The organism is uncultured Algibacter sp. (genome assembly GCF_947490405.1).
In the GTDB taxonomy this organism is placed as follows: Bacteria; Bacteroidota; Bacteroidia; order Flavobacteriales; family Flavobacteriaceae; genus Algibacter_B.
In genome coordinates, this window is record NZ_CANLGU010000002.1 from 283,864 (window position 1) to 310,528 (window position 26,665).

Below are 26,665 nucleotides of genomic sequence, written 5' to 3' on the forward strand. Positions count from 1 at the left end.
ACCTAAAACATGTATTTAAAAAAACACATATCCATTATATTATTCTTACTTGTAACAAGTTTTGCTTCAGGACAAGTAAAGTTTGATGCTAGAGTGAGCAAAAATAAGCTTGGGGTAAATGAACGTTTGCGTGTTGATTTTGTCATGAATCAAGATGGAGATAATTTTAACCCGCCTAGTTTTGCTGGATTTACTGTAGTTGGCGGACCAAATCAATCAGTAAGTAATTCGTGGATAAATGGTAAACGTTCTTTTAAAAAAACCTACACGTATTTTTTAGCACCAAAAAAACGAGGGAATTTTACAATTTCTCAAGCTACAATTAACATTGATGGAGAAACTTATAAAACAACACCCGTAAAAATACAAGTTACTGCTGCAGTTGATATCCCTAAAGATCCTAATGATCCAAATTATCTTGCATCTCAGAAAATCCATTTGGTAGCTGAGGTTTCAAAAACGAACCCATACCTTAATGAAGCTATAACAGTAGTATATAAATTATATGTTTCACCATCAATTGCGGTAGATAATTGGAACGAAATTGATACACCTAGATATAATGATTTTTGGAGTCAGAATATAAACACACAGGGTCAAAAAGTTCAAAATGGAACTTTTAGAGGAGAAGATTATCGTTATTTAGTACTAAGAAAAACGGTATTATATCCTCAAAAAACAGGCAAGCTAAATATAGAACCATTAACCTTAGATATATCTATGCGGGTACCTTCCAAGAGGCGCGATATTTTTGGAAGTTTATTAATGACTAGAGTTAATAAAACGGTTTCTGCTGGAAATAAAACAATTAATGTAAAGGCTTTACCAGAGATAGGAAAACCTATCGATTTTACAGGAGCCGTGGGAAGTTTTTCACTTGATGTTTCATCTTCAAAAACTGAACTTGATGCTAATGAATCCCTTCAGTTAAAAGTTAGAGTGAAAGGTGATGGAAATTTAAAACTTTTTAAATTGCCTAAAATATCATTACCAAGTTCTTTGGAAGTTTATGAGCCGGAGCATAAAGAAAATGTGAGAACTAATTTGTCAGGTATGCGAGGTGATATTTCTGATACTTACACTGTTGTTCCTCAGTTTAAAGGAAAATATCCTATCCCGAGTATTTCGTTTTCTTATTTTGACTTAAAAACAGAAAGTTATAAAAGACTGTCTTCTAATGAAATTGTAATAAATGTTTTAAATGGGCCTTCAAATAATTCAGCGTCAACAGAAAATAATTCAGATTCTAATCCAAATAAGCAAGCTGTAGTTTTAAATAGCGATCAATTTGCGTTTATTAAAACAAAAACAAATTTTTCAGCATTAGAACCAAACTATTTTTTTAAAACTAGATTGTTTTGGAGTCTTTTACTATTACCTTTTTTAGCGATTCCATTGGCTATTTTTATTCGTAATAAAAAAGCAACACGAGATGCAGATGTTTATGGTAACAAAATTAGAAAAGCAAATAAGTTAGCCCGAAAGTATCTGGGAAATGCTAAAAAGTCCTTAGGAAAAAAAGAAACGTTTTACATAGCTCTAGAAAAAGCATTGCACAATTATTTAAAAGCTAAGTTACATATTGAAACGAGCGATTTAAGTAAGGATAAAATTAATACACTACTCATTGAAAAAGGTGTTGAGGGTAATGTAATTAAGGATTTTGAAAGTATTTTAGAAAGTTGTGAATTAGCTCGTTATACACCTATTGATATAGTAACGATGCAAGAAGATTATGAAAAAGCCGCAAAAACAATTTCTTTAATTGATAAACAAGCACGTTAAAATGAAATGGAGATTTTACATACTATCGTTGTTTTTTAGTTTAGGGCTTTTTGCACAAAACGAAGCGTTGTTTGAAAAGGCAAATAGCTTATATAATGATGGTAAATATGCTGAAGCTATTGATAGTTATCAAACTATCCTTGATTCTGGTAAGCATTCTGCTAATTTATATTTTAATATGGCTAACGCGCACTACAAACTCAATAATATTGCGCCAAGTATTTATTATTATGAAAAAGCTTTGTTACTCAACCCTAATGATTCTGAAATAAAAAACAACATCGCTTTTGCCAGAAACATGACTATTGATGCTATAGATGTTGTACCAGATGCTGGATTCTCTAAATTGTTGAGTGATACAACTCATAAATTTTCTTTTGATACTTGGGCAAAAACAGCCGTAACATTTGTTTTTTGTTTTGTAGTGTTATTTCTGGTGTACTATTTTGCGTATTCTACTTTTAGCAAGCGTTTAAGTTTTATAGTTAGTATTACATCTTTAGTAGTTGCCTTTATTGCACTTTTGTTTGCTTTTCATAAGTTCAACTTAGATAAAAAAGATAATCCTGCTATTATTTTCGCCCAAGAGAGTAAGGTGAGAAGTAATCCTAACAATAGAAGTGAAGAGTCTTTTAGATTGCACGAAGGCACAAAAGTTCAAGTTATTGAAACTTATAACGATTGGAAAAAAATTGAGCTTTCTGATGGAAAGGTAGGTTGGATTTCTTCTGTAGACATAAAAATGTTAAAAGAGTTTAAAAGCTAAAAAAAATATGTTTATATTTATTTCTTACTTTCTAAGAAAAAACAGGAATGTTTAAAAACGTATTAGCTTTAATATTATCATCAATCTTTATATTAGTTGTAGTAATGCCTACAGTTATTATTGCATTAGATGATTCTGTTGATGTTTCAATATTTTATAATAATTCTGAAGAAGAAAAGGATAATACCCAAGAGAAAAATATAGATAAAGAATTTATATTCACTTTGGTGAATACTTCACTAAAAATAAATGGAAAAGATCTTGAGGAATTAAGCTTACATTACTACTCTAGAACATACAATAAACCTCATATAGAACTTTCTTTTCCGCCACCAAAAATAGTTTTTACAATTATTTAATAAACTCAAACTTTTTTATCAATAAAATCAATAGTGTTTTAGCTATGGTTTTAAATTTATTGTTTTATGTTCAAGTATTTAAAAAATGATCTTCCAGCAAGTATTGTTGTATTTTTTGTAGCGTTACCATTATGTTTGGGAATTGCTCTAGCAAGTGGGGCGCCTTTATTTTCAGGTCTTATTGCAGGTATTATAGGCGGAATTGTTGTAGGTGGTTTAAGTGGATCAAAAATTGGCGTTAGTGGACCTGCCGCAGGGTTAGCTGCTATTGTTCTTGTTGCAATTACAGCTTTAGATGGCTATGAAAACTTTTTGGTAGCCGTAGTTTTAGGTGGAATTATCCAATTAATATTTGGCTTTTTAAGAGCTGGTATAATTGGTTATTACTTTCCGTCATCCGTAATTAAAGGAATGCTAACAGGTATTGGAATCATTATCATTTTAAAACAAATACCTCACTTTTTTGGTATGGATAAAGACCCACAAGGGGATTTTGCATTTCTTCAAGTGGATGGTGAAAACACTTTAACTGAACTTTTAAAAGCTATCAATGCATTAATAAGTGGCAATGTAAGTGTTGGTGCTACAACTGTTGCCATAATTGCTATGGCAATTCTCATTTTGTGGTCTAATGTTTTATCTAGTAAAGGTAAATTCTTCCAATTAGTACAAGGCCCTTTAGTGGCGGTAGCTGTTGGTATTTTATTTTATGTGTTTACTAAAGATACTTCATTCAACATTACTGGAGACCATTTAGTATCGGTTCCTGTTCCAGAAGATTTTAATGGTTTTTTAGGACAGTTTAGGTTTCCAAACTTTGCTGCAATTGGTAGAACAGATGTTTGGATAACTGGGTTTACAATAGCACTAGTAGCATCACTAGAAACATTGCTTTGTGTTGAAGCTACAGATAAGTTAGATCCACACAAAAACGTAACGCCAACAAACAGAGAATTATTGGCTCAGGGAACAGGAAACATCTTATCGGGTTTGATTGGAGGACTGCCAATAACTCAGGTAATTGTTAGAAGCTCGGCGAATATACAATCTGGAGGAAGAACAAAAATGTCTGCCATTATACACGGCTTTTTGTTACTAATTTCTGTTATTGTTATCCCTAAATTATTAAATATGATACCGCTTTCTGTTTTAGCAGCAGTACTATTTATAGTAGGTTTTAAACTTGCTAAACCGTCAACATTTAAAAAGATGTTTAGCTTAGGATGGAAACAGTGGGTGCCATTTATAGTTACTATAATTGGGATAGTTCTTGTAGACTTACTATGGGGTATTGGCTTAGGACTAGCAGTTGGTATTTTTGTTGTTTTACTAAAAAGCTTCCAAAACTCTCATTTTTTGCATAAAGAAGGTGAAGATGTCGATGATGGAAAAATAAAGATGACCCTAGCTGAAGAAGTAACGTTCTTCAACAAAGGAGCCATTCTAAAGGAATTAGATAACATTCCTTCAGATTCATATCTAGAAATAGATTTAATAAATACCAGATATTTAGACTATGATATTATTGAAATTTTAGAAGATTTTGCTTTAAAAGCTAAAGAAAGAAATATTGATATTAAATTAATTTCTAAACGAGGCGTTATTGAAAACCCAAAAAGTTTTATAGAGTTTTTTGACCTTAGACCAAAATCGAAAATGAGTTTAAATTAACTTAGAAAACAAATTTAATTTAGTTGATATTATAAATGAAAAATATTTTTTCTAATATTAAGAGAGTTGCTTCTGGTGGTACCATGACTTTCACTAGTAAAGATTGCTTAAGATGGAAGGCTTGATTTGTTATCTGACTAAAGAATAATTATATACTCTTGTTGGTTTACAAGAACAAATTTTTGATAACTTTAATGCATGTATGGCATGTATAAAAAGCATATTAATTAACTTAAAATTTAAAGATGAAAAATACATATTACAATCAATTATTAGCAAATAATAAGGAGTGGGTAAAGGATATGACCAAAAAAGACAAAAATTATTTTGAAGATTTGTCTAAAGGTCAAAAACCACCCGTATTATGGATAGGCTGTGCAGATAGTAGAGTGCCAGCTAATGAGATTACTGGTACGCATCCAGGGGAGTTATTTGTACACAGAAACATAGCAAACATGGTAGTACATACAGATATGAATATGCTAAGTGTATTAGACTATGCAGTAAATCATTTAGGCGTTAAACATGTTATTGTGTGCGGACACTATGGTTGTGGTGGAGTTGGCGCAGCAATGCAAAATAAATCTCTTGGGTTGATTAACAAATGGGTAAGAAATATTAAAGAGGTATATAAAGACAATAAAACAGAGCTTAAAAAAATAGACGATGATAAAGAGCGTTTTGATAGACTTGTAGAGTTAAATGTAAAGGCTCAAGTTTATGATTTAGCTAAAACATCTATAGTACAGCAAGCATGGAAAGATGATAGAGGCTTAGAGGTACATGGTTGGGTTTATGACTTAAAAGATGGCATTATTCACGATTTAAAAGTATCAATGGATAGTGCACAACATTTAGATGATATTTTTACTTTAGATTTAGATTAAGAGCTTGCAAAAATTACTTTATAAGAATATAGAGTTGAATTTTATTTGGTATTGCGTTAGGGATTGAAACGGCATCCTTTTTTGCTTTTTCTGCAAAAAAGATATAGTGAAAAGCCCGACCCTTTGGGTAACGCCCAAAACAAAAATTTTATTACATATTAATTAAAAAGCCATCAAAATATAAAACTTTTGATGGCTTTTTTGATTCAATTTTCTTTTTCAATTTATGTCATTTGTATAAAGGCATAATAAATGGGTAAACCTAAAGTAATATTAAAAGGGAAGGTAATACCTAAAGCCATGGGGATGTAAATACCTGCATCGGCTCTAGGTTCTGCGAGTTTCATGGTAGCGGGAACTGCAATGTAAGAAGCTCCTGCACCTAGTATGGCAAATAGTAACCTGTTACCATCGCTTTCAGTTATAAAGCCACTTAAGTAAGCTACAATTAAACCATTAATTAAAGGTATAATAATCCCGAAGGCGAATAGAAACAAACCATATTGTTTAAATCCTTTAATACGTTTTGCGGTTACCATACCCATTTCTAATAAGAATAATGATAAAAAGCCTTTAAAAATATCTGTTGTAAAAGGCTCGATACCTCTTGCCTGAGTAGCATCTGCAACTAACCCAATAACTAAACTACCTATAAGCATTAATATACTTCCGCCGGTGAGTGAATGTTTTATTAAAGCGCCTATTGATTTCTTTTCACTAGATTTTTTATTTGCATCATATAGCATAATTAAAATTACACCAACAATAATAGCTGGAGATTCCATAATAGCCATAATTGCTACCATGTGGCCACCAAAGCTAATACCTTGATTTTCTAAAAAGGAGACTGCAGTTACAAAGGTTACTGCACTTACCGAACCGTATGCAGCAGCTATGGCTCCTGCGTTTGGTACACCAACTTTTTTCTTTAGAGCAAAGAAGGTATAAATGGGTACAATACTAGAAAGTAACACAGCAAAAATGATTGAGTATAAAATTTCTGAGCTAAATTCACTGTGGGATAGTTCTTGTCCGCCTTTAAATCCAATGGCAAAAAGCAAATAAAGTGAAATAAATTTAGAGGAGTTTTCAGGAATTTTCAAATCACTTTTTAAGCATGTTGCAATAATACCAAGTAAGAAAAACAAAAGTACGGGGTTAGTTAAATTGCTAATAAGTACATCAATATTCATAAGGTTAGTTTTAAATCTGGGCAAATTTACACTAGCATATCCATATATTTTTATTTAAATTTGTTATTCAAAGCATAAGCATTATTTATGAATTTTACATTACACCAACTAAGAGTTTTTACTGTTATTGTTCAAAATAAGAGTATTACTAAAGCCGCAGAGGAGTTGAACATGACCCAACCAGCTGCATCTATACAACTTAAAAATTTTCAAGATCAGTTTGATATCCCACTTACAGAAGTGTTAGGCAGGCAACTATATGTTACCAATTTTGGGATGGAAATTTATGAAATAGCAGAATCTATTTTAAATCAAGTAGGCACCATAGAATATAGGACTGAGGCTTTTAAAGGCTTGTTATCTGGTAAGCTAAGAATATCAGTAGTTTCAACAGGAAACTATGTGATGCCTTATTTTTTGAGAGGTTTTTTAAAACAGCATCCGCAGATTGATTTGGTTTTAGACGTATCAAACAAAACGAATGTGATTAAAGATTTGGAGCAAAACGAGGTTGATTTTTCATTAGTAACAGTTAGTCCCCAGCATTTAGAGCTTGAGGAAGAGCCTTTAATGATTAACAAGCTACACCTTGTAGCTGCATCAAGCCATGATCTAGATATTAAAAAGGTTGAAGACAAATCTATATTTAGTAGAATTCCTTTAATATATAGGGAGGAAGGTTCAGGTACACGTTTTACCATGCAACAGTTTTTTGCAGAAGAAGCCATTAAACCAAAAATAAAGTTAGAATTAACTACTAATGAAGCCATAATACAAGCAGTGGTTGCAGATATTGGAATGTCTATCGTATCGTTATTAAGTATTAAGAATGAGCTTTTACAAAATGAACTCAAAATTATTCCAGTAAAAGATTTACCATTAAAATCTACATGGAAACTTATTTGGCTTAAAAAGAAAAATTTATCACCAGTAGCTTTGGCATTTTTAGATTATGTAAGGCAAGAAAAAGATAATGTATATAAAGAATTCTTTGAATGGATGGAAGCTTATTAAGCTGTAGTGTCTTCTTTAGAATCTTTTTTGGGTTGTAATAAATTCGGAAAAATCATGGGCACTAAAGATTTTACGGGTTCGTAAAGAGCAGCGTCTTGTTTCGTGTCTTCGTCTAAAAGGGTTATTGTGTTATTAAATCTGTCAAAAATATTTAGTACAACACTCAGAATCAAAGCAATTTTTAAAGCACCAAAAACTCCACCAGCCAATTTATTTATAATACCTAAAGCTGCAAAATCAGCTAATTTAGTTAAGGCTTTACCTGCAAGCCCAATAGCAATAACTATAACTATAAACGTTATAGCAAAGGCAGTAATATTAATAGTTTTTTCATTCCATTCGGTTTTGGTTTGCAAAAATTCGGCAGCAAAATTACTAAAATGTATGGCGCCATAAACTCCTGCTATTAAGGCTATTAAAGATGCTACTTCAACAAAAAGCCCTTTCATAAACCCACGAACCAGTCCAAATAAAATTAATGCCCCTAAAACAATATCAATAACCCCCATAATTATTAGATTTTAAACAAATATAAAATAATACTAACACTTAGGTTTATTAACTTTGTTGCTTTGAAATTATTATGGCAAGAGACGAACAATTAAAAGAACGCTGGGAACTAGTAGTAGAAAAACTATCCAATCAATTTGCCGATGGCGACCCGTTGGATCTTGATGCCATTATTTATTTAATTGGCGTACAAGAACTCGGGCAGTTAGATAGAGCCTTTAAAAAAGACCAAAAGCTAGACCTCATGCACATTGCCATATGTAAACTCCTTGCGCCTTACGGCTACTATGAGTTAGATTTTGTAGATGAAGATGGGTGGCCACATTATAAAACCTTGGAAACCTTACCACATCTTAAGGCAGGCGAACAAAGTGTTTTAATGAAGGAGGCTATTGTAAATTACTTTATAGAAACCGAGTATATCAATTAAAATAATTTGGGCGTTACCCTAAAGGGTCAGGCTTTCGGCAGTCGCTTTTTTGTGTTGCATAGGTGCAACAACACAAAAAGAGCTTCAACAAAGCCTTAATCCCTAACGCAATTCATATAAAAAAATAGTAAATTTGCCTTCATTTTAGAATGTCATGATAGATAAGATAAACCAACTCATAGCAGAAGCAGAAGCATTCAAAGCCCAATCTAAAGAAGAGGTAGAAGCATTTCGTATAAAATACTTAGGTAAAAAAGGACTGTTAAACGAGTTTTTTGCAGAGTTTAAAAATGTAGCAAACGATCAGAAAAAGGAATTTGGGCAAACTATAAACAAGCTCAAAAAAACAGCTGAAGAAAAGGTAAATGCATTAAAGGATGAGCTTGAAAGCAAGGAGGAAGTAAAAGGGGTTTATGGTGATTTGTCTCGTCCAGGAAAGCCTATTGAAATTGGGGCACGACATCCTATCTCTATAGTTAAAAATCAGATTATAGATATCTTTTCTCGTGTTGGATTTAATGTAAGTGAAGGTCCTGAAATTGAAGATGACTGGCATAACTTTACAGCTTTAAATTTACCAGAATATCACCCTGCGCGCGATATGCAGGATACCTTTTTTATTCAAACTAATCCAGATATTTTATTGCGTACGCACACCAGTTCTGTGCAAGTGCGTTATATGGAAAACAATAAACCACCAATTAGAACTATCTCTCCGGGGCGCGTTTATAGAAACGAAGCTATATCGGCACGTTCGCATTGTTTTTTCCATCAAGTAGAAGGTTTGTATATTGATAAAGATGTAAGTTTTGCAGATTTAAAACAAACGCTACAACATTTTACAAAAGAAATGTTTGGGAAAAGTAAAATACGTTTACGTCCATCATACTTTCCGTTTACAGAACCTAGTGCTGAGGTTGATGTGTATTGGGGCTTAGAAACAGAAATAGATTATCGCATTACTAAGGGCACAGGCTGGCTAGAAATTATGGGCTGTGGTATGGTAGATCCTAACGTACTAGAAAATTGTGGTATAGATTCCAAAGAGTATTCTGGTTTTGCTTTTGGTATGGGTATAGACCGTATTGCGATGCTACTGCATCAAATTGGTGATATTCGTTTATTAAGTGAAAATGATGTTAGATTTTTAGAGCAGTTTAAGTCTGCGCTTTAATTATTGAATATTGAAATTTCTGTGTTTAAACTCAGCAAATAACTTTTTAATTCTGATTCACTGTTGAGTTTTAAAAAGCCTATTTTTCCTTGAAAAAAGAGTTTCATGGTGTTAGATAATTTAAATCCAATTATTGTATTTGCTCTAATATCAAACTTACTATCAATTTCTATTTCATTACTGTTGGAAATTAAATAAGCTGGACTTAATCCGAAACCGACAAGAAACTCATCTGATTTACCAAATTTTTGAACGCCGTTTATATCGAGTTCAATATAATTTAAATCTACTGTTAAATTATTATCATTAAACCCATAGTTTACATATTGTCCTGCTATATAGATATAACCAGGTGTAGATTTTAAAGGAATCTCTTTGAAAAGCCCTAATTGAAATCCAGACTTATAACTAAACGAATTATTACCTTGTCCTCCAGAACCATCTGTATATAAAACAAGATTTCCATCGGGGTAATAAGCGTTGGTTATTACGTAACCTAGTTTTGCTCCAAAAGCGTTGTCTTGAGCATTACTAACAAAGGATAAAAAAAGAAAAGCGAATAAGAGGTAATTGGAGTTTTTCATTTACCAAAAATAGATTAAATTTAATTTAATGAAAAAAGATATCCAAATTCCTAAAGTTGAAGAGGTTTACATTGCTGTAGTAAACGAGTACAATGATATTTATAAAACTCAAGATTGGAATGCTTACATTATAAACGATAAAGCAGTTGATTTAGAGATGGTAATTATTGTTACTAGCGGCTATTCAGAAAAGAAAACTACTTCTATTTTTAGAAAAAAAATAGATATGCTTCCTAAAAAAAGTTATGCTAAAATTGAGTTGATGCAAGAAGAATTGTTTGCGCTTAACAATACTTTTAAAGTGTCTTTTTTTGAAGGGAATACCATGTTTGATAAAACATATGTGTTTAGAAAAAATACGATTAATTTAAAAGCTTTACAACCTTTGCCTTTAATGGATGTGAAAGGTGTTTTGGTGAAATAGACTTTAGCAGGTAGTTGCGTTAAGGATAGTAGTGGAAAGCCCACAGCTAAAACCCAAAAGGGTTTTAGCGAGGACTTGTAACGGATAGCCTGACCCTTGTGGTAACGCCCAAATTATTTTAATCTAACTTATCTGTTAACTTTTTAAATACCTTTTTTGGGTTTTTGTTACTGTATAGAATCTCATAAACAGCATTAATTATAGGAGTCTCAGCTTTTTTGTCATTATTTTCATTTATAAAATAGGCGCTTTTTGTGGCATAATAGCCTTCGGCCACCATATTCATTTCCATTTGTGCAGATTTTACAGTGTAACCTTTACCAATCATGTTACCAAACATGCGGTTTCTTGAAAATGTAGAGTAACCAGTAACCAATAAATCGCCTAAATAAGCTGAATTATTGATATTGCGTTTCATTTTATGCACCTTTTTTATAAAACGCTTCATCTCTCTAATAGCGTTGCTCATTAAAATACTTTGAAAATTATCGCCATACCCCAAACCATGTGCTATTCCTGCGGCAATGGCATAAATATTTTTTAGCATTACGCCGTATTCTATTCCTATAACATCGTCGCTAATTTTGGTTTTTATGTAATCGCTAGACAAGCTATTGGCAATTTGTTGTGCTTTTTTAGCATCCCAACACGAGATAGTTAAGTAAGACAAACGCTCTAGTGCTACCTCTTCTGCATGACAAGGGCCTGCAATAACCGCAATACTCTCAAAAGGAACTTTGTAGTGCTCATTAAAATGTTCGCCAACTAGTAAACCTGTTTCTGGTACTATACCTTTAATAGCAGAAACAATGGTTTTATTGGTAATATCTATATTGAGCTTTTCTAGTTCGGTATAAATAAAAGCTGAAGGAATTACAAAGATTAAAACATCGGCATAATTTGCCATTTCGTTTATGTCGTTACTTAATTTAAGTTGCTCAATATTAAATTCAACCGAACTTAAATAACTTGGATTATGTTCCTCCCTTATTAGATGCTCTTTTATATAAACACTACGCATATACCAGCCTACTTCATTTAAGTTTTCACAAAGCATTTTAACAATAGCTGTTGCCCAACTTCCTGAACCAAAAACTGCGTATTTTAAAGGCTTACCCATATAAAAGTGTGTGTTTATATACACCAAAAATACACAAAATTATGCTTACTAATTATGCATATAGATAAAGCTTTTTATTTTTTGGCACGCGTTTTGAAACTTACTAATCAGAAACCCTAAAATGAAGATAAGATGAAGACGTTAAAAATACTTTTAAGCTTTGCATTAACAGCAACACTATTCATATCGTGCTACACTGAAGTTGTAGTAGACGATATAATTGATGAACCAAGAATTTCGTTAAACCAATTGCTTGGGTCTTATGATCTTTGGTATGTAGATATAAATAGTACTGTTGGATATGGGGAAACTCCTTTTTTACAGAAGGCATTTACAGTATCGTTTCTTAACGGTGTAGTTTACGCTAATAATAATATAGCTGGACTTGGAGCTAATGGAGATGGTTTTGGGATTGATGTTGGTAGTTATGATGCTTACGAAATGATTTTAGATGTGCAACATGATATTGACGGGTTTTCAACCTTTGATGTTTATGAAGTAGATTTTAATACCATTGAATTATATAATCCTAATAATGATACCTCTTATTTTTTAGATGGTTACCAAAGAAATAGTTTTGATTATGATTTTGTATTCTATGATAATATTCATTATTTCTTACAAGAGTATGAAGCTTGGGAAAAGACCTACACTAGCGAGTTTGGTGTTTTAAACGAATTTGATAATGAAAATTATTTACAGTTTTTAGCTGGTGGAAACGACTCTACATTTAGAAGTTCTCAAGATGATACAGGGATGAATGTAAACAACTTACTTTGGGACTACACAGGTTTGTATGGTGTAGGAGATGTTAGTGGAAATAATTTGTTGAAAACTTTAACATTAGATTATGATTCTCTGGACAATGAATTTTTTGAATTGACCGTTATAAATGACAGTAAGATAGAATTGTTCCATCCAACATCTGAAACGGTATATGAGTTTGTAGGACGCGGATACATTCAATTCTTAAAGTCGTCTGATGATAAGACTAAAGGAAAGAAAGTGCAAAAAGACAAAAAACGTAAATTTAGAAAAGATAAAGTAGCAAACCCAAGAGAGAACACTCGGAAGGTTTAGAAGATAATTAAAGTGAGATCCCGCTTTAGGGCGGGATTAGTTCAACTAAATTAATTTGATTTTGTTTTTTTAAACAATACAAATTAAAGTTTCACTAAAATTTTGGTTGGTTATTTAGTTTAGAAACCGTTTGGAACATCTTGTTCTATGCGGTTTCTTTTTTTATTGAATTGTGTGACATATTTGAGTTTTTAGTGTCTAAAAAGTACAAACACTTAAAAGCAAAATAAAAATAAATGGGATTGTTTTCATTCAAAAAAAATGTTGGAATTAAAATATTTGAAGGTGAAAAGACAGTTATGTTAGTAGCTATTGAAACTGGAATGGAAAAATTCGAATTTGAAAACTCTGCCGCAAAAAAATTAGAAAGCATCATTGAAAGCTTGCAATTACATGTTGAAGATCTAAATATTTTTATAGATACTGATGTTGCGGTGGTTTCTGGTTTAGCTCACGATCAAGCCACAAAGGAAAAAGTTGTTTTAGTTGTAGGAAACTCAAATGGTATTTCTACTGTTGATGACTATATGACTGTAAAAAATGAAGCGTCTGCTGCTCAATTTTACACAGTGCGTAATGGGGATACCCTCAAAAAAATTGCTGAAGTTTATTATGGTAATACAATGAATTACTCTATTATTTTTGAAGCAAACAAGCCTATGCTTAATCATCCAAATGATATATATACGGGTTTAGTGCTAAGAATTCCTGCTTAATATTATGAGCCTACTAGACTCTACTTCTCAGTAAATGATATTTTGTTTGAAGTCGATTTTAACAAAATTATTTGTTATCATAAAGTGTTAATAGTGACCCATTTAAATTTTATGTGTCCTAAAAACATTAACCCTTAAATTAATATTATAAAATGGGACTATTTTCATTTATTAAAAATGCAGGAGCAAAAGTGTTTGGTATTGGTAAAACTGATGCTGAAGAGGTTGCAGAAGCAGCAGCAAAAGCATTAAAGTTAGAGGAAGCTGCTGCAAGAAAACTTGAAGAAACTATTACTGATTTACAACTACAAGTTGAAGGTTTAAATGTTTTTATTGATAATGATGCAGCTACTGTTTCTGGTATGGCTTACAATCAAACAACAAGAGAAAAAGTGGTTTTAGTTATTGGTAACTCAAATGGTATTGCAACTGTTGATGACCAAATGACTGTAGAACATGAAGCGCCTGCAGCTCAATTTCACACTGTAGTAAGTGGTGACACTCTAGGGAAGATAGCCAAAGCATATTATGGGAATGCCATGAAATACCCTGTTATTTTTGAAGCAAATAAGCCTATGTTGACTGATCCAGATAAAATTTATCCTGGTCAGGTATTAAGAATCCCAACACTAGATTAGAACATGAGAGACCTAATTAATAGCTAATTATGTTATGTTCGGAGCCAACTTGAAAAAGTTGGCTTTTTATTTTTGTTGTTTTTACTGAGTAACTTATAAAGCAGACTTGAAAGTACTAAACATATCCTTGATAATTTCTTTTGTGTTGCCTTCTTGAAGACTCTCAAAAGACACATAACCTTGAAAATTAGAGTTTTTTATAATCTTAGCAATTCGTTTTAAATCAGCAGGCACTTTGGTACTGTCTTTAGTTTTTACATGTTCTTTTACAAACCAGTAATTAGCATAAGGTGCTAGTTTTTCCATTTCTTCATAGGTATTTGAAGAGGGTAAACTACCACAATCTAGCACCAAACCAAACCAATCTGAATTTACACGTTTTATTATGTCTATTATTTCATCACTTGTAAACAGAAATTCATCATGATTTTGCAAGCCTACAATAACGCCATATTGTTCACCAAAATCAGCACATGTTTTATAATCTTTTACTAACCATTTCTTTATTTCATCTTTTGTGAATTCTTCACTTTTATTTCTTCCAGTAAACACCCTCATGATTGAGGCACCTAGTTTTGATGATGCATCAAGCCAATTTTTAATTAGCTCAATATCCGAGTTACGAGAATTTACATCTGGTGTAACAAAATTATTTCTAACACCTGTCCAAGCAATATCTAAACCTAAATCTAAGGCCTTTCTTTTTAAAGCAAAAAGCGCTTTATTTTCTGGTATTTGTGGGTAAGAAGAAAAATAATACCCTGTTAAATCAACAGCATCCATACCAATCTCTGCACAAAATTCCATCATATCAAAGAAAGTCATTTCACCACTTCGTAACTCAGAATTAAAGGAGTATGCATTAATACTATATTGTAATCTGTTAGGTGCTGGTTTAGCGTCTTTGGAAAACGCTATAAGTTTATTAGTATTTAAAACAAAAGGGGTAAGGGCTATACTTTTTAATAAGTTCCGTCTAGTTTTATTCATTAATTGTTGTGCTTTGTATAAAGGTAAGAATTAATGTTGATTTTTATTTTTTTACTAAAAACTAGGGTTTCTTATAAAAATTCATTTTATCTAAATACTCCCAAACATTTTTTGGAAGCATTGGCTGAATATTTTTACCATCTTTAATAGCTTGTCTTATAAAAGTTGAAGAGAGTTGTATAATGGGCGCATTAACCCTATGAATTTTTTCATGATTATTAAATTGAGTTTCTACTTTATTGTCTGAAACCCTTGGATATACATAGATATGATGATTTTCAAGAATAACCTGGTAGTTTTTCCATTTATGAAAGCTTTTTAAATTATCCTCTCCCATAATCAAGGAAAATTCTTTTTCAGGGTGTTTTTCTTGTAAATGTGCTAGTGTGTTTACGGTGTAATTAGGTTGAGGTAAATTGAATTCAATGTCGCTAGGTTTTAGTCTTGTATAATCTTTTGTAGCTAGATAAACCATCTCTAACCGTTGGTAGTTATCAAGTAAACTAGATTTTTTTTTAAAAGGATTATGTGGGGTTACAACAAACCAAATTTGATCTAAATCGCTGTATTCTGCAATGTAATTTGCTATAATTAAATGCCCTACATGTATGGGGTTAAAAGAGCCAAAATACAAACCAATTTTCATTATAAAAATCTAAGAGTTTATAAATGTACTAACTTTTTCTTCAGCCTCGGCTAAAGCTTTCTCTAAATCATCATTAACAATTATGCTGTCAAACAAGGGTGCTGTTGCTAATTCAGCAGAGGCTTTAGCAACACGCATGTTTATCTTGTCTTCACTTTCAGTTTTACGTTTTTTCAATCTAATTTTTAACTCATCTATACTAGGCGGCTTAACAAAAAGAGCCAGTGTTTCTTCAGGAAATTTTCGTTTTATACGTAAGCCACCAGAAACATCAATATCAAAAATGACGTTTTTGCCTTTTTCCCAAATGCGTTCAACCTCAGTTTTTAAAGTACCGTAAAAATTATCACGATAAACCTCTTCCCATTCTAAAAATGCATCCGTTTTTATTTTGTTTTTAAAGGCTTTAGCAGAGAGGAAGTAGTAATCTTTTCCATATATTTCTTCACCTCGTTTTTCTCTTGAGGTTGCAGATATTGAAAATTCTAAATTCAATTCTTCAATACCTAATAAATGCCGAACAATAGTTGTTTTTCCTGAGCCTGAAGGTGCAGAAAATACGATAAGCTTACCTTTTTTTTTGTTTTCTTTAATCACACTAACTTTTCTTTTTTACTAAAGCACGTTCAATAACTGTTCCTTAATTTTTTCGAGCTCATCTTTCATTTGAACTACAAGCTGTTGCATAGGTGCATAATTACTTTTTGAACCAATTGTGTTTATCTCGCGCCCCATTTCTTGACTGATGAAACCTAATTTTTTCCCATTGGAATCTTTCGAGTTTATAGATTCAGTAAAATAGTTAAGGTGATTTTTTAACCTTACTTTTTCTTCGGTAATATCAAATTTTTCAATGTAGTAAACCAATTCTTGCTCAAATCTATTTTCGTCATATTTTTCCCTTAATTCCTCAACACCTTTTTGAAGTCGTTCACGAACACCTTCAATACGCTCAGGATCCATAGCAATAACCTTATCAAGTAATGCCTCTATTGAGACTACACGGTTATTAAAGTCTATTTCAAGTACTTTTCCTTCATTCAATCTATGCTCTATTAAATCTTCAACCGCATTAAATATTCCTGCTTCAATGGCTTTCCATTCTTCATTATTAATCTCTTCTCTAATTGTGTTTAAAGCATCAGGAAATCTAACAGCCATTTTTAGCAAATCCAAATCATCTGCATCTGCAACATTTTTTAGTTGCGCCATGTATTGTTTTACAACAGGTGTATTTATTTGGGTAGATGTATCGTCTGCTGTTGTTTCAATATAAATAGAGAAATCAATTTTTCCACGTATTAATTTGTTGGCTAAAGTTTTTCTTATAGTCAATTCTTTCTCTCTGTATATAGAAGGCATTCTGGCATTTAAATCTAAATTTTTACTATTTAAAGATTTAAGCTCTATTGTTATTTTTTTTGTTGGTAGTTGTAAAACAGATTTTCCATAACCTGTCATAGAATATATCATGAACGCAAGTATTAAGATTATGCAAATGTAATTAAAACCTAAGTAAAGAGAACGTATTGATTTGCGTTAAAAATACTTTAAATGAGATAAGTGGGTTATAAAGTAATTAATAAATACTTTTACGGAAATAAATTTTTTGAATAATAGTAATGAAAAGAATACTTAAAATAGGTGTTGTGATTGGATGTTGTGTGTTTTTTGTTGGCTGTAAAAACATTAAACAAGATGCTGATTTAGCGGAAGAAACTAGTGGTGTAGAAACAACTCAAAAACCACATGATAAGCATATTGTAAATCCCCCAAAAGGTATGGTTTGGATTCCTGGAGGAGCGTTTTTACAAGGTGCTGTAAATCAAGATAAAACGGCAATGCTTCATGAAAAGCCTCAGCATCCAGTATTTGTTGATGGATTTTTTATGGATATTACTGAAGTAACTAATGCCGCTTTTAAAGCGTTTACTGATGAAACAGGCTATGTAACTGTAGCAGAACGTAAAATTGATTGGGAAGTTATGAAAAAGCAACTTCCAGAAAACACACCTAAACCTCACGATAGCATTTTACAACCAGGGTCATTAATGTTTAAAAAAACGAAATCGTCGGTTTCTAATTTATATGATTTTTCGCAGTGGTGGCGTTGGGCTATAGGTGTTAATTGGAGGCATCCAAGTGGACCAGATAGTAACTTACAAGGTAAAGAGAATCATCCAGTAGTTCATGTTTCTTATGAGGATGTACAGGCTTATTGTAAATGGGCAGGAAGACGTTTGCCAACTGAAGCTGAGTGGGAGTATGCAGCACGAGGAAGAAAAACAAGTACTGTTTATTTTTGGGGAGATGATAAGTCTTTGCTCTCTAATATGGCTAATAGTTGGGAGGGTGAATTTCCAGTAAATAATACCTTAGACGACGGTTTTGAGAGAACTGCTCCAGTAAAATCGTATTCTCCTAACGATTTTGGTTTGTATGACATGGCTGGAAATGTCTGGGAGTTTGTTTCAGATTGGTATAGTGTTAAATATTACGAAGAATTATTAGCTGCAAATAAAGATGTTTTTAACCCACAAGGACCAGATAAAGCGTATAACCCTAGCCAACCCTATTTACAAGAAAAAGTTATAAAAGGTGGTTCATTTTTGTGTAGCGATTCGTATTGTGCCAGTTACAGAGTGTCTTCCAGAATGGGAACAAGTACAGATTCATCTTCTGAACATATTGGTTTTAGAACGGTTGCTACGCCAGATATGTTGCCGGATTAATTTTATTCTTATAAATAAAGAGATAAACTCTATGTTTATCTCTTTATTGTACAGAGCATTGACTTATTCTCGAACCAAGTATTGAAATTGCTTCAAAATTTAGTCAATTTTATAAGGTGAAATTAATGCTAATAGCACCTTGCTTTTAAGTTAAATGTTTACAACTTGAACCAGATTTAGTTTTTCCCGTGCATCTTGTAGTCGTACTTTTTATTTACCCAAAACTCTTCAAAAGCACACTTGCTTGTAAATAAGATTTTCCAGATCTAAAATTTTTCTTCTTTTCAAAATGAAGATTAATGATTTCTCCAAACTTGGTTTTTTGTTCTAGTTTATAAATGAGTTTTAGAATAGCATTAAAATCACCTTCCAAAGTAAATTGATAAGTGTTTATTTTTAAATCATTTTTTATAATGATATGAGGTTCTAAAAAATTAACAACCTTCAGGTTTGTGGAATCTGAATATCTATTTATTGTTTTTAGCAGATTATTTTGCACCGAACTTCCGTTAAGTTGATACTTATCTAATACCTTATTGTAGTATTCTTCCTTTTGTTTCAAAAGAGAGACTTGTTTTGGGGCATTTTCAAATAAAGTTTCTTGTAGTGCTAAATTGTTAAACTCTTTTTTAAGACTAAGCGTTTTTGAAATAGCCAATTTATAACACAAAAAGAGAGTGCTTATAAAACCAATAACTAGTAATATGTTTTTTGTTTTTTTAGTCATTGGATATGTTAAGTTTCAGACTGAATTTATAGCTTGATTTTGAATAATCTTCATAATTTAAAATCTCAACTCTATTAATCCAATTGGTGTTTTCTAAATCAGCCAACCAATTTGAAAAAGTATCACTAATATTAGAGATACCACTAAGTATTATCATGTTTTTATCAATGCTTATAGGTTGTTCAGCTTTTATACGTTTCAATACAGGTTGATAATTTAACTCGGATAGTAAAATAGAATTTGGCAAACCCTGCACAATCGTATTGATATAGAAAGAACTTTTAGATGAACTACCCTTAAGCATATCTTCAACCATTTTTTTAGATTTACTAACATTCTCATTAAGTTCTATAATTTTTTGCTTTGTGGTTTGATTGATTTGAGATGTTTGTTGCAACGTTTTTACTTTATTAAAATAATGATTGAATATTAAAAAGTTAATCAATAAGGTGGTTAATATTAAAGCTAGTCCAGATTTTAGAGAAAGGCTGTAAAATCTAGATTGTTTGTAGTCATTTTCTAAAGTAGTTTTTAGCTTGTCAAAGTTTGTTATTGGATGATATCTATTTAGTTGGCTGTTTAAGGCGCCACAGCATGATAATACATGCTTATTTGATATTTCTAAACCATTAATATCATAATTTATCGTATTCTCAATCTCAATTTTTTTTATAGTAATTATGGTTTGATTATCAAGATGGATATTAGCATTTGAAGTTGTTATGTTTTCTGATTTTAAGAAACTAGATATTCCAGAAACTATTCCATTCCCTAGTGTAATATTAATTATTGAAAAACCATACGGTTTATAGTTATCTACGATTTTTTGGACATAAGTCTTTCTGCAAATGGATACAAACTGATTGTATCCTTGTTTTATAACCTCAAAATAGAAATCATCTAAATTAATATTAGGAAACACTTTGTAAACTACTTTAAAAGTATCTGTTTCAGAGCTTTCAATTTGTTTGCTAAGAACATTGTCATTATTAATTATAAGTGAGATATGTTGGTTTTTAGGAAGGTTTGAAATGGCTTTTTTAACTAAAAACTCTTCAAAAGTATTTTTTCTATCTAAGGAGTTTTTGTTTTTTTTTAACTGAGTAATAAAACAAATTTCATTTCCATTTAGTGTTGCATGTTCAATACCGCAAAAATGGTTACCATACTCAAAATATGTTTTAATTTGCTTTAACATTAGTAAATGACTGTTGGTTTTATAAGTACCGTTAATTTAGATTTAGAATCTTCACGCCTACGTTTACTAAATAGCCATTTAATAACTGGTACTCTAGCTAAAAAAGGAACTCCAGTACCCGAATCATTTTTAACTCGTTCTTCTAAGCCACCTAAAACTACAATATCTTGGTCTTGAACTCTAATAATGGAACTAAACTCTCGAGAGCTTAAATCTGGTGGCGCATCTTCAGCTATGCGGGCACCAAAACTAGATTGTACTACAAAAATGTCCAAGGTTACTTGTCCATCACCAGATACAAGGGGTTTGATAGTTAAGCCTAATTCAGCATCAATAGGTTCATAATTAGTAATCTCTGAAGTTTGTGGATTGTCCGTACCATAAATGTTACGTTGTGTTACAGCATAATAAGATGTTTGCCCGTTAGAAAATGTAGCCCTATGGCCATTCAATGTAGAAAGTTTAGGAGTAGAACGAATTTTGATATTCCCATTTGATTCCATAGCCTTAACAGTTGCAAAAAAATTGGGAACAACTTTTCCTAAATTAATGTGTCCGAATCCATCAAACCCATTAAGGACTTTATTTATTGTTTTTGCTCCAAGTGTTAAGTCAGCTTCAGGAAATATTGCACCTCCAGTTGTTGCCGGTTCATCAGCAATACCCCAGCTTACTCCAGCCTCAATTGTTGAGTTCCTGCTAACTTCAATAAGCATAACTTCAATCAAGATTACTGGAACGGGTTTGTCAATTTGTTTAATGAATGCTTTAAAACGTTCTATTTTACTACTAGAACCCATAACATAAAAACTATTGAGCTCAAAATCAATTTTAATATCTAAATCTTGAGTAATTTCATCAGGTAGAACGCTTAATAATGCTTCTCCAGGATTTTGAGCATTATCAAACCCATTTTGGTTATTAGTATTTACTGAAACTCTATTTGATGTATTTCGTTGTCCAATGTTATTGTCAAACTGATTATTGTAATTATTTGAAAACCTGCTATTCGAATTAACATCTCCAAAACGATTTAAACTATTATTAGTTCTTCCAACTGTTCTATTTCTACCATTTCCACCTGAAGGGTCTGCAAAAATTTCTACAGTACGAGATATTAAATGAATGATTTCTACTTTACGAACACTAAGTTGGTTTTCAGTTCCAAAAAAGTAGGTGTTGTTTTCTTTTTTGAAAGTAAAAACTTTTGAAGAGTTATTCGAATTACTATTTTGATTGGAGTTGTTTCTGCTTTGATTTGAATTACTTCTTTCTGGGGTATTGGTATTTTGTTTAATTTGAGTTGAAGCAGTTTGTGATTCAAAAATCTTAACAAGCAATTCATCAAAAGAAATTGTATTGGTTTTAAATGTGATATTACCAGCTTCATCTAAAGGTGTTGCAGTGAATATATTCAAATTAAGTTCTAAACCTATGTCATTTATTATACTTGCTACGGGTGAATTATTAAAGTCTACTTCAAGTAATTGGTTCTCATAATCTAGAATTTTATACCTTAAATTAGATTGTCTTCTATTGGTTTTAGTATTAGTGTTTTTTGATTGAGAATTGTCTTCAAATATGTAAAAATTGTCTTTTGTTTTTTCAACAAATAAGTCATTTGCAAGTGCTAAATTATGCATTGCCGTATCAAAAGGTAATTCTTTAATATAAGACGTAATCATTTTACTTTCCATTCCAGGAGTGAATACTAGATTTTTGCCAGATTCATCCATAATATGTTTAAATACTGTGTAAAGTTTATCTGCTTTTGCATTTATGCTAATTGTATTTTTATCAGGATTATAAAGAATAGGTATAATTCGTTCTTGGGGGCTTTTTATAGGGGCTACATACTTTTTTACAGAAAGAATATTACCAGTAAAATCAATTGTCAAATTATACTCTTTACAGAGAAATATTAATAAATCTATAACCGTAACATCAGAAAAATTATTAATAATTGATATATTTTCAAGTCCAGAACCAATATTAATATTCACTTTATGAATATTGGAAACTGCCAACAAGAAGTTAGATAGAGTGATATTACTGACGCTAATTTCTGTTTTTACAAGTTCAGTTAATCCAGCATTGTCTAGAGCTAAAATGGTTAATTGGTTTTTAATAGTTTCTATCCGAGTATCAGTATCTTGAGCAAAGCTGAAACTTAAAGTAAATAATAATATATAAAGTGTTTTTTTCATTCGTTTTTTACTTTAAATTCTTAATCGATAAGTAAAGCATAAACTTCTTCAATTGAAGTAGTGCCAGATTTGATTAGCTGAATAGCATTTTGCTTTAATGTTGTAATGTTATGTTCCTCTAAATATTGATCGATTTCTAAATCATTTTGTTTAATGTAAGGAATAAGTGTTTTAATCACAGGTATAATCTCATAGATTGCTTTTCTACCCTTGTAGCCTGTATGGTAGCAGTTAACACATCCATTTGCCAAATAATGATTTATTAAACTTTTTGGAATATTAAAATTTTCAGGAAAGATATCTTTTGAAATAGAAGCTTTTTGTTTACAATCATTACATAATTTTCTAACCAACCGTTGCGCGATACTTACATTTAATGTGCTTGCAATTAAAAAAGCAGGAATACCCATATCTATAAGTCTAGAAATAGTAGCCCAAGCAGAGTTTGTATGAATAGTTGATAATACTAAATGTCCAGTTAAAGCAGCTCGAATAGCCATATTAGCAGTTTTAACATCACGAATTTCTCCTACCATTATAATATCTGGATCTTGCCGCAAAAAAGTACGTAATGCACTAGTAAAATCTAACCCTATATTTTCTTTAAGTTGAACTTGATTAATGCCCTCAAGCGTATATTCTATAGGGTCTTCAATAGTAACTATGTTAGTTTTATGATCATTTAATAACTTTAGTGTAGCATAAAGTGTTGTAGTCTTACCAGACCCTGTGGGTCCAGATATTAAGATAATGCCGTTAGGGTTTTTAACAGCTTCTTTGTATGTTTTTAATTCTTTTTCGGTAAAACCAAGATCGTCAATGTTAATGTGATTAGTATCTTTACTCAAAATACGAAGTACTATTTTTTCTCCATGTAAAGTAGGTAGGCTAGATACTCGTATATCAAATTCATCTTGTTCAGTTTTAACAGTAATCCTACCATCTTGTGGTAAACGTTTTTCAGAAATATCTAAACCTGCTTTAATCTTAAGTTTATTTACAATAACAGGGTACTCAGATAAGGCAATTATAAAGTGTTCTTTTAATTTTCCATCTAATCTAAAACGCACTCTACATTTGTGTTCATAAGGTTCAAAATGGATATCACTACTGCCAATATTTTTTGCTGATAAAACTATTTTTTCAAGAAAATCATTAGTGTAATGTAAGTCTTCAGTAGTTTTTGAGGCTTGCTTTCTGAAATTTTTTGATAAGTATAAATCAATATTTTCAGATGTTTCAGGTTGTAATTCAATATTTTTTCCAAAAACAACTTGCAGTTCTTTTTTTAAATCTTCAGTTACTGAGTTAGATTTAAAAACAAGAGTTCCATTATGAGCATCTATAGGAATGATACTATAATAGTATGCCTGCTCACTACTTAAAATTTGTGAAAGATGCGTCGGGATATTATAATTCTTATGCTTCATATTAAATAGTGTAAACAAGACTTACATAACCAGACCAGTGAATTAAATATGTGATTAAAAAGAACAAACTCATATAGCCAGCTAATGGTACATGAAGTAGTTTTTGATTTTTAGAAGACGCCAAGTGTAAAACTAAAGAAAAGATAAGGCTACTAATAAAAATGATAATAAATGATATAGTAGAAAACGATAATGATAAAGACCCAAAGAGTAGTAAATCGCCTAAACCTATAGCTTTTAGAATTGTTGTTTTAAGTTTAAATTTAACATAAAAATTAAGGACTAATATTAATAGAAAAATAAAAATAAAATTGAAGGTTACAGATAAGTAAAACAGCTCTGGAAGCGTATTATTGTAAAATAATAAGGCGCATATTAAGCCACTAATTGGAAATAAAAACCAATATACTTGTCGTTCTTTCATATCTTGGATGAAAACAAAAAAAAAGCAAAGGAATAATATGGTTTTCAGAATGAACATCTAATCTTTAACAATTTGTTTAGGCGTTCCAGTTTCATCAATTTCCCAAACATTGAAAATCCCATCGCCATCAAAATCTGTGATAGCGGTAGCTCTTGCTTTAAAACTATTGTTACTTGCTGTTAAAAGTTCATAACTATAATTACTAGTGCCATTTTGATTAACGGTTTTAGGGGCTTCAAAATCAATCTCGTTTAAATCAATAGCGTATTTAGAATACATATATCTATAAGTCGTTTGTGAATTGTATATATATTTCAATTGCGTTTGTGCTTCTACACTTTTAGTTTTTGCTATTAAAGGCATTAAGTTGGGTAAGGCTAATAGTAAAAGAATTCCAATAATTACTAGTACAATTAATACTTCTTGCAAGTTATAGGCTTTAATTTTTTTAACTTTTCCCATCATTACATACATTTAAATAAACCCTTTTTCTTTAGCAATCTTAATAAGCACTTTGTCGGACTTTTTTTCATTATTAAATATTTCATTTAGCTTGCGTTTTCTTCGTTCAATACCTGCTAAGGATAGATTAACCAATTCGGGTAAATCTTTTGTTTTATTTCCTTGAGATAAATAATAAAGCATTTGTCTATCTATTTGATCTAGGTTAAAGTCATTAGAGATATGTTGTCTCACAAGTTTAAGAACAGAGTGTGAGTAATACGGAACACCATATAGTGCGTTAGTAATACTCTCGGTAAGCTTATTAAAATCAAGTTCATTTTTTAAAAGCAAACAGTTAGGTTTAAGACATTTTAAAATATTTATTAATCTATAATTATCACTTAAATGTGTAGCTACAAGTATTTTTGCTTTAGGAAAAAAACTTCTTATTTTAATTCCAATGTCATCACCAGATAATATATTGTGCTTTTTTGCTGGAGGTAAACTAATATCTAGAAAAACTAAATCGATAGTCCCAAAAGTAGCGGCGTGTTCTATCTCTAAATAGGCTTCTTCGCAACTTTTACATACATTGATTTTAAAATTATAACCCGATTCTTTATTGGCTACAAAATCAAGTGCCATTTTATAAGAATCAATAATAAGTTGATGGTCTTCAACAATGAGGGTGTTTAATGGTTTATTCATTAGTTAAAATCTTGCTGGCATTCATCAATAAAGGTTTTTCTTAGTCCTCACCTTTAAAAGAGTACATAAATTTATTCACTATTCTTAAATCAAAAGTAAGGTTTTACCTTACCTTAGGTAAGGTAAATAAAATATTTAAAAAATGTGCTTAGTTAGGGAAAGTGAAAGTAAAACTACTTGTTTTTGTGAAAAATTAAAACGATACCTGAGATATTAAAATTTTAGCAATATATTTTTTTTTTCAATTTAGTTTTATAACTATTATATTATGTAACAGTATTGATGTGTTTTATTTCTAAAGTCAATTTTAGTTTTTAGTCAAACAGATGCTAAATCAGATTTTGTCCCAGAAATCTACTCCCATAGATTAATACATTTAAGAAGTTTGTAAATTTTCCGATTAGTTTATATACCAGTCAAGCTGAAGTTTTAGTTCCAATTTTTAACTTATAAGTTAAGGATCTTTCCGTACCAATAAGTTTGCAGTATCAATTATAGCTTTTCAATTTTATTTAACACTGTGTCGCAATTTAAGGAAGCCTGTATTCTAAAATCATAAAATGCATTAGAATCATTAAGTTGCTGAAAAAATAGTTTTTAATAATCCTACAATATTTGGTTCATCTTCAACTATAAAACATCTATAGGCTCGTTCATATCAACCTGATTTATATCCTACGAAATATCCATTTGTAATATTTATTTTAGAAGATTTAATGCTAAGCTATTAGATTATTTTTACTAAGGTTTTACCGTAAAAGATTTTTGTTTAATATATGGAATTCAGTAGTTTACAATAAATCAAAAA

The 26,665-nt window shown here is 31.1% G+C and carries 28 protein-coding genes; 13 read left to right on the top strand and 15 right to left on the bottom strand.

Annotation, left to right across the window (positions count from 1 at the left end):
* Positions 1–9 precede the first annotated feature (9 nt).
* The 5 genes from Q0772_RS05185 to can all read left to right on the top strand — a co-directional run bounded on the left by Q0772_RS05185 (position 10) and on the right by can (position 5,468).
* On the top strand, positions 10–1,785 hold the full coding sequence (locus Q0772_RS05185) for a BatD family protein (RefSeq protein WP_298341070.1): 1,776 nt from the start codon (positions 10–12) through the stop codon (positions 1,783–1,785).
* A 1-nt stretch (position 1,786) separates the two neighbouring features.
* Complete coding sequence (locus Q0772_RS05190) at positions 1,787–2,551, top strand: tetratricopeptide repeat protein (RefSeq protein WP_298341073.1); 765 nt, start codon at positions 1,787–1,789, stop codon at positions 2,549–2,551.
* A gap of 47 nt (positions 2,552–2,598) precedes the next feature.
* On the top strand, positions 2,599–2,910 hold the full coding sequence (locus Q0772_RS05195; RefSeq protein WP_298341075.1) for a hypothetical protein: 312 nt from the start codon (positions 2,599–2,601) through the stop codon (positions 2,908–2,910).
* 66 nt (positions 2,911–2,976) lie between these two features.
* A complete protein-coding gene (locus tag Q0772_RS05200; protein WP_298341077.1) occupies positions 2,977–4,581 on the top strand; it encodes a SulP family inorganic anion transporter in 1,605 nt (534 codons plus the stop codon).
* Positions 4,582–4,826: 245 nt separating this feature from the next.
* Complete coding sequence (can, locus tag Q0772_RS05205; protein ID WP_298341078.1) at positions 4,827–5,468, top strand: carbonate dehydratase; 642 nt, start codon at positions 4,827–4,829, stop codon at positions 5,466–5,468.
* 224 nt (positions 5,469–5,692) lie between these two features.
* On the opposite strand, the gene Q0772_RS05210 is transcribed toward can, so the two are convergent.
* On the bottom strand, positions 5,693–6,661 hold the full coding sequence (locus tag Q0772_RS05210) for a sodium-dependent bicarbonate transport family permease (RefSeq protein WP_298341080.1): 969 nt from the start codon (positions 6,659–6,661) through the stop codon (positions 5,693–5,695).
* Positions 6,662–6,748: 87 nt separating this feature from the next.
* Between Q0772_RS05210 and Q0772_RS05215 the strand changes: the two genes are divergently transcribed.
* The gene (locus Q0772_RS05215) at positions 6,749–7,675 is read left to right on the top strand and encodes a LysR family transcriptional regulator (protein WP_298341082.1); all 927 of its coding nucleotides are present in this window, start codon (positions 6,749–6,751) and stop codon (positions 7,673–7,675) included.
* Here Q0772_RS05215 and Q0772_RS05220 read toward each other — a convergent pair.
* The gene (locus tag Q0772_RS05220; protein WP_298341084.1) at positions 7,672–8,184 is read right to left on the bottom strand and encodes a CvpA family protein; all 513 of its coding nucleotides are present in this window, start codon (positions 8,182–8,184) and stop codon (positions 7,672–7,674) included. The genes Q0772_RS05215 and Q0772_RS05220 overlap by 4 nt on opposite strands.
* Positions 8,185–8,258: 74 nt before the next feature.
* Between Q0772_RS05220 and Q0772_RS05225 the strand changes: the two genes are divergently transcribed.
* Together Q0772_RS05225 and pheS are read left to right on the top strand one after the other, a co-directional pair.
* A complete protein-coding gene (locus Q0772_RS05225; protein ID WP_298341086.1) occupies positions 8,259–8,615 on the top strand; it encodes a hypothetical protein in 357 nt (118 codons plus the stop codon).
* Between the two features lie 154 nt (positions 8,616–8,769).
* On the top strand, positions 8,770–9,789 hold the full coding sequence (pheS, locus tag Q0772_RS05230) for a phenylalanine--tRNA ligase subunit alpha (protein WP_298341088.1): 1,020 nt from the start codon (positions 8,770–8,772) through the stop codon (positions 9,787–9,789).
* On the opposite strand, the gene Q0772_RS05235 is transcribed toward pheS, so the two are convergent.
* Positions 9,786–10,373 carry a hypothetical protein gene (locus Q0772_RS05235; RefSeq protein ID WP_298341090.1) on the bottom strand — a complete coding sequence of 196 codons (588 nt, stop codon included), beginning with the start codon at positions 10,371–10,373 and terminating at the stop codon, positions 9,786–9,788. The genes pheS and Q0772_RS05235 overlap by 4 nt on opposite strands.
* A 28-nt stretch (positions 10,374–10,401) precedes the next feature.
* On the opposite strand from Q0772_RS05235, the gene Q0772_RS05240 reads away from it, so the two are divergent.
* Positions 10,402–10,797 (top strand): hypothetical protein, encoded by a 396-nt coding sequence (locus tag Q0772_RS05240; protein WP_298341092.1) that lies wholly within the window; start codon positions 10,402–10,404, stop codon positions 10,795–10,797.
* Positions 10,798–10,915: 118 nt separating this feature from the next.
* On the opposite strand, the gene Q0772_RS05245 is transcribed toward Q0772_RS05240, so the two are convergent.
* Positions 10,916–11,917 carry an NAD(P)H-dependent glycerol-3-phosphate dehydrogenase gene (locus Q0772_RS05245; protein ID WP_298341094.1) on the bottom strand — a complete coding sequence of 334 codons (1,002 nt, stop codon included), beginning with the start codon at positions 11,915–11,917 and terminating at the stop codon, positions 10,916–10,918.
* A gap of 132 nt (positions 11,918–12,049) precedes the next feature.
* On the opposite strand from Q0772_RS05245, the gene Q0772_RS05250 reads away from it, so the two are divergent.
* The 3 genes from Q0772_RS05250 (at position 12,050) to lysM (Q0772_RS05260) (ending at position 14,351) form a co-directional block, all read left to right on the top strand.
* Positions 12,050–12,997 carry a nicotinic acid mononucleotide adenyltransferase gene (locus Q0772_RS05250; RefSeq protein WP_298341096.1) on the top strand — a complete coding sequence of 316 codons (948 nt, stop codon included), beginning with the start codon at positions 12,050–12,052 and terminating at the stop codon, positions 12,995–12,997.
* Positions 12,998–13,233: 236 nt separating this feature from the next.
* A complete protein-coding gene (lysM, locus tag Q0772_RS05255; protein ID WP_298341098.1) occupies positions 13,234–13,713 on the top strand; it encodes a peptidoglycan-binding protein LysM in 480 nt (159 codons plus the stop codon).
* A 152-nt stretch (positions 13,714–13,865) separates the two neighbouring features.
* A complete protein-coding gene (gene lysM / locus Q0772_RS05260) occupies positions 13,866–14,351 on the top strand; it encodes a peptidoglycan-binding protein LysM (RefSeq protein WP_298341100.1) in 486 nt (161 codons plus the stop codon).
* Between the two features lie 93 nt (positions 14,352–14,444).
* Here lysM (Q0772_RS05260) and Q0772_RS05265 read toward each other — a convergent pair whose 3' ends face one another.
* The 4 genes from Q0772_RS05265 to Q0772_RS05280 form a co-directional block, all read right to left on the bottom strand.
* Positions 14,445–15,341, bottom strand: a complete 897-nt coding sequence (locus Q0772_RS05265; RefSeq protein WP_298341102.1) for a sugar phosphate isomerase/epimerase family protein — start codon at positions 15,339–15,341, stop codon at positions 14,445–14,447.
* 61 nt (positions 15,342–15,402) lie between these two features.
* Positions 15,403–15,987 (bottom strand): nicotinate (nicotinamide) nucleotide adenylyltransferase, encoded by a 585-nt coding sequence (gene nadD, locus Q0772_RS05270; protein ID WP_298341104.1) that lies wholly within the window; start codon positions 15,985–15,987, stop codon positions 15,403–15,405.
* Positions 15,988–15,996: 9 nt separating this feature from the next.
* Positions 15,997–16,581: a guanylate kinase gene (gene gmk, locus Q0772_RS05275; RefSeq protein WP_298342421.1), complete on the bottom strand. Its 585-nt coding sequence runs from the start codon at positions 16,579–16,581 to the stop codon at positions 15,997–15,999.
* Positions 16,582–16,602: 21 nt separating this feature from the next.
* The gene (locus tag Q0772_RS05280) at positions 16,603–17,460 is read right to left on the bottom strand and encodes a YicC/YloC family endoribonuclease (RefSeq protein WP_298341106.1); all 858 of its coding nucleotides are present in this window, start codon (positions 17,458–17,460) and stop codon (positions 16,603–16,605) included.
* Positions 17,461–17,609: 149 nt separating this feature from the next.
* Between Q0772_RS05280 and Q0772_RS05285 the strand changes: the two genes are divergently transcribed.
* Positions 17,610–18,719 carry a formylglycine-generating enzyme family protein gene (locus Q0772_RS05285; RefSeq protein ID WP_298341108.1) on the top strand — a complete coding sequence of 370 codons (1,110 nt, stop codon included), beginning with the start codon at positions 17,610–17,612 and terminating at the stop codon, positions 18,717–18,719.
* Positions 18,720–18,933: 214 nt separating this feature from the next.
* Here the strand turns inward: Q0772_RS05285 and Q0772_RS05290 are convergent, their stop codons facing one another.
* The 7 genes from Q0772_RS05290 to Q0772_RS05320 are packed head-to-tail and all read right to left on the bottom strand — an operon-like array spanning position 18,934 to position 25,857.
* Positions 18,934–19,446, bottom strand: coding sequence for a hypothetical protein (locus Q0772_RS05290; protein WP_298341110.1), 513 nt, complete (start codon positions 19,444–19,446; stop codon positions 18,934–18,936).
* Positions 19,439–20,644: a hypothetical protein gene (locus Q0772_RS05295; RefSeq protein ID WP_298341112.1), complete on the bottom strand. Its 1,206-nt coding sequence runs from the start codon at positions 20,642–20,644 to the stop codon at positions 19,439–19,441. The genes Q0772_RS05290 and Q0772_RS05295 overlap by 8 nt, the downstream gene beginning before the upstream one ends.
* Positions 20,644–22,851 (bottom strand): general secretion pathway protein GspD, encoded by a 2,208-nt coding sequence (locus Q0772_RS05300; protein ID WP_298341114.1) that lies wholly within the window; start codon positions 22,849–22,851, stop codon positions 20,644–20,646. The genes Q0772_RS05295 and Q0772_RS05300 overlap by 1 nt, the downstream gene beginning before the upstream one ends.
* Before the next feature lie 20 nt (positions 22,852–22,871).
* Positions 22,872–24,281, bottom strand: coding sequence for a GspE/PulE family protein (locus Q0772_RS05305; protein ID WP_298341116.1), 1,410 nt, complete (start codon positions 24,279–24,281; stop codon positions 22,872–22,874).
* Between the two features lies 1 nt (position 24,282).
* Entirely contained in the window at positions 24,283–24,705 is a 423-nt protein-coding gene (locus tag Q0772_RS05310; protein WP_298341119.1) for a hypothetical protein, read from the bottom strand.
* Positions 24,706–24,762: 57 nt separating this feature from the next.
* Entirely contained in the window at positions 24,763–25,170 is a 408-nt protein-coding gene (locus Q0772_RS05315; RefSeq protein ID WP_298341120.1) for a prepilin-type N-terminal cleavage/methylation domain-containing protein, read from the bottom strand.
* Between the two features lie 9 nt (positions 25,171–25,179).
* Positions 25,180–25,857: a DNA-binding response regulator gene (locus tag Q0772_RS05320; protein WP_298341121.1), complete on the bottom strand. Its 678-nt coding sequence runs from the start codon at positions 25,855–25,857 to the stop codon at positions 25,180–25,182.
* Positions 25,858–26,665: the final 808 nt, after the last annotated feature.

Excerpts from the sequence above, each read along its gene's own strand:
- Q0772_RS05185 (WP_298341070.1), top strand. The coding sequence starts at position 10 with ATGTATTTAAAAAAACACATATCCATTATATTATTCTTACTTGTAACA.
- Q0772_RS05190 (WP_298341073.1), top strand. The coding sequence starts at position 1,787 with ATGAAATGGAGATTTTACATACTATCGTTGTTTTTTAGTTTAGGGCTT.
- Q0772_RS05195 (WP_298341075.1), top strand. The coding sequence starts at position 2,599 with ATGTTTAAAAACGTATTAGCTTTAATATTATCATCAATCTTTATATTA.
- Q0772_RS05200 (WP_298341077.1), top strand. The coding sequence starts at position 2,977 with ATGTTCAAGTATTTAAAAAATGATCTTCCAGCAAGTATTGTTGTATTT.
- can (WP_298341078.1), top strand. The coding sequence starts at position 4,827 with ATGAAAAATACATATTACAATCAATTATTAGCAAATAATAAGGAGTGG.
- Q0772_RS05210 (WP_298341080.1), bottom strand. The coding sequence starts at position 6,661 with ATGAATATTGATGTACTTATTAGCAATTTAACTAACCCCGTACTTTTG.
- Q0772_RS05215 (WP_298341082.1), top strand. The coding sequence starts at position 6,749 with ATGAATTTTACATTACACCAACTAAGAGTTTTTACTGTTATTGTTCAA.
- Q0772_RS05220 (WP_298341084.1), bottom strand. The coding sequence starts at position 8,184 with ATGGGGGTTATTGATATTGTTTTAGGGGCATTAATTTTATTTGGACTG.
- Q0772_RS05225 (WP_298341086.1), top strand. The coding sequence starts at position 8,259 with ATGGCAAGAGACGAACAATTAAAAGAACGCTGGGAACTAGTAGTAGAA.
- pheS (WP_298341088.1), top strand. The coding sequence starts at position 8,770 with ATGATAGATAAGATAAACCAACTCATAGCAGAAGCAGAAGCATTCAAA.
- Q0772_RS05235 (WP_298341090.1), bottom strand. The coding sequence starts at position 10,373 with ATGAAAAACTCCAATTACCTCTTATTCGCTTTTCTTTTTTTATCCTTT.
- Q0772_RS05240 (WP_298341092.1), top strand. The coding sequence starts at position 10,402 with ATGAAAAAAGATATCCAAATTCCTAAAGTTGAAGAGGTTTACATTGCT.
- Q0772_RS05245 (WP_298341094.1), bottom strand. The coding sequence starts at position 11,917 with ATGGGTAAGCCTTTAAAATACGCAGTTTTTGGTTCAGGAAGTTGGGCA.
- Q0772_RS05250 (WP_298341096.1), top strand. The coding sequence starts at position 12,050 with ATGAAGACGTTAAAAATACTTTTAAGCTTTGCATTAACAGCAACACTA.
- lysM (WP_298341098.1), top strand. The coding sequence starts at position 13,234 with ATGGGATTGTTTTCATTCAAAAAAAATGTTGGAATTAAAATATTTGAA.
- lysM (WP_298341100.1), top strand. The coding sequence starts at position 13,866 with ATGGGACTATTTTCATTTATTAAAAATGCAGGAGCAAAAGTGTTTGGT.
- Q0772_RS05265 (WP_298341102.1), bottom strand. The coding sequence starts at position 15,341 with ATGAATAAAACTAGACGGAACTTATTAAAAAGTATAGCCCTTACCCCT.
- nadD (WP_298341104.1), bottom strand. The coding sequence starts at position 15,987 with ATGAAAATTGGTTTGTATTTTGGCTCTTTTAACCCCATACATGTAGGG.
- Q0772_RS05280 (WP_298341106.1), bottom strand. The coding sequence starts at position 17,460 with ATGATATATTCTATGACAGGTTATGGAAAATCTGTTTTACAACTACCA.
- Q0772_RS05285 (WP_298341108.1), top strand. The coding sequence starts at position 17,610 with ATGAAAAGAATACTTAAAATAGGTGTTGTGATTGGATGTTGTGTGTTT.
- Q0772_RS05290 (WP_298341110.1), bottom strand. The coding sequence starts at position 19,446 with ATGACTAAAAAAACAAAAAACATATTACTAGTTATTGGTTTTATAAGC.
- Q0772_RS05295 (WP_298341112.1), bottom strand. The coding sequence starts at position 20,644 with ATGTTAAAGCAAATTAAAACATATTTTGAGTATGGTAACCATTTTTGC.
- Q0772_RS05300 (WP_298341114.1), bottom strand. The coding sequence starts at position 22,851 with ATGAAAAAAACACTTTATATATTATTATTTACTTTAAGTTTCAGCTTT.
- Q0772_RS05305 (WP_298341116.1), bottom strand. The coding sequence starts at position 24,281 with ATGAAGCATAAGAATTATAATATCCCGACGCATCTTTCACAAATTTTA.
- Q0772_RS05310 (WP_298341119.1), bottom strand. The coding sequence starts at position 24,705 with ATGAAAGAACGACAAGTATATTGGTTTTTATTTCCAATTAGTGGCTTA.
- Q0772_RS05315 (WP_298341120.1), bottom strand. The coding sequence starts at position 25,170 with ATGATGGGAAAAGTTAAAAAAATTAAAGCCTATAACTTGCAAGAAGTA.
- Q0772_RS05320 (WP_298341121.1), bottom strand. The coding sequence starts at position 25,857 with ATGAATAAACCATTAAACACCCTCATTGTTGAAGACCATCAACTTATT.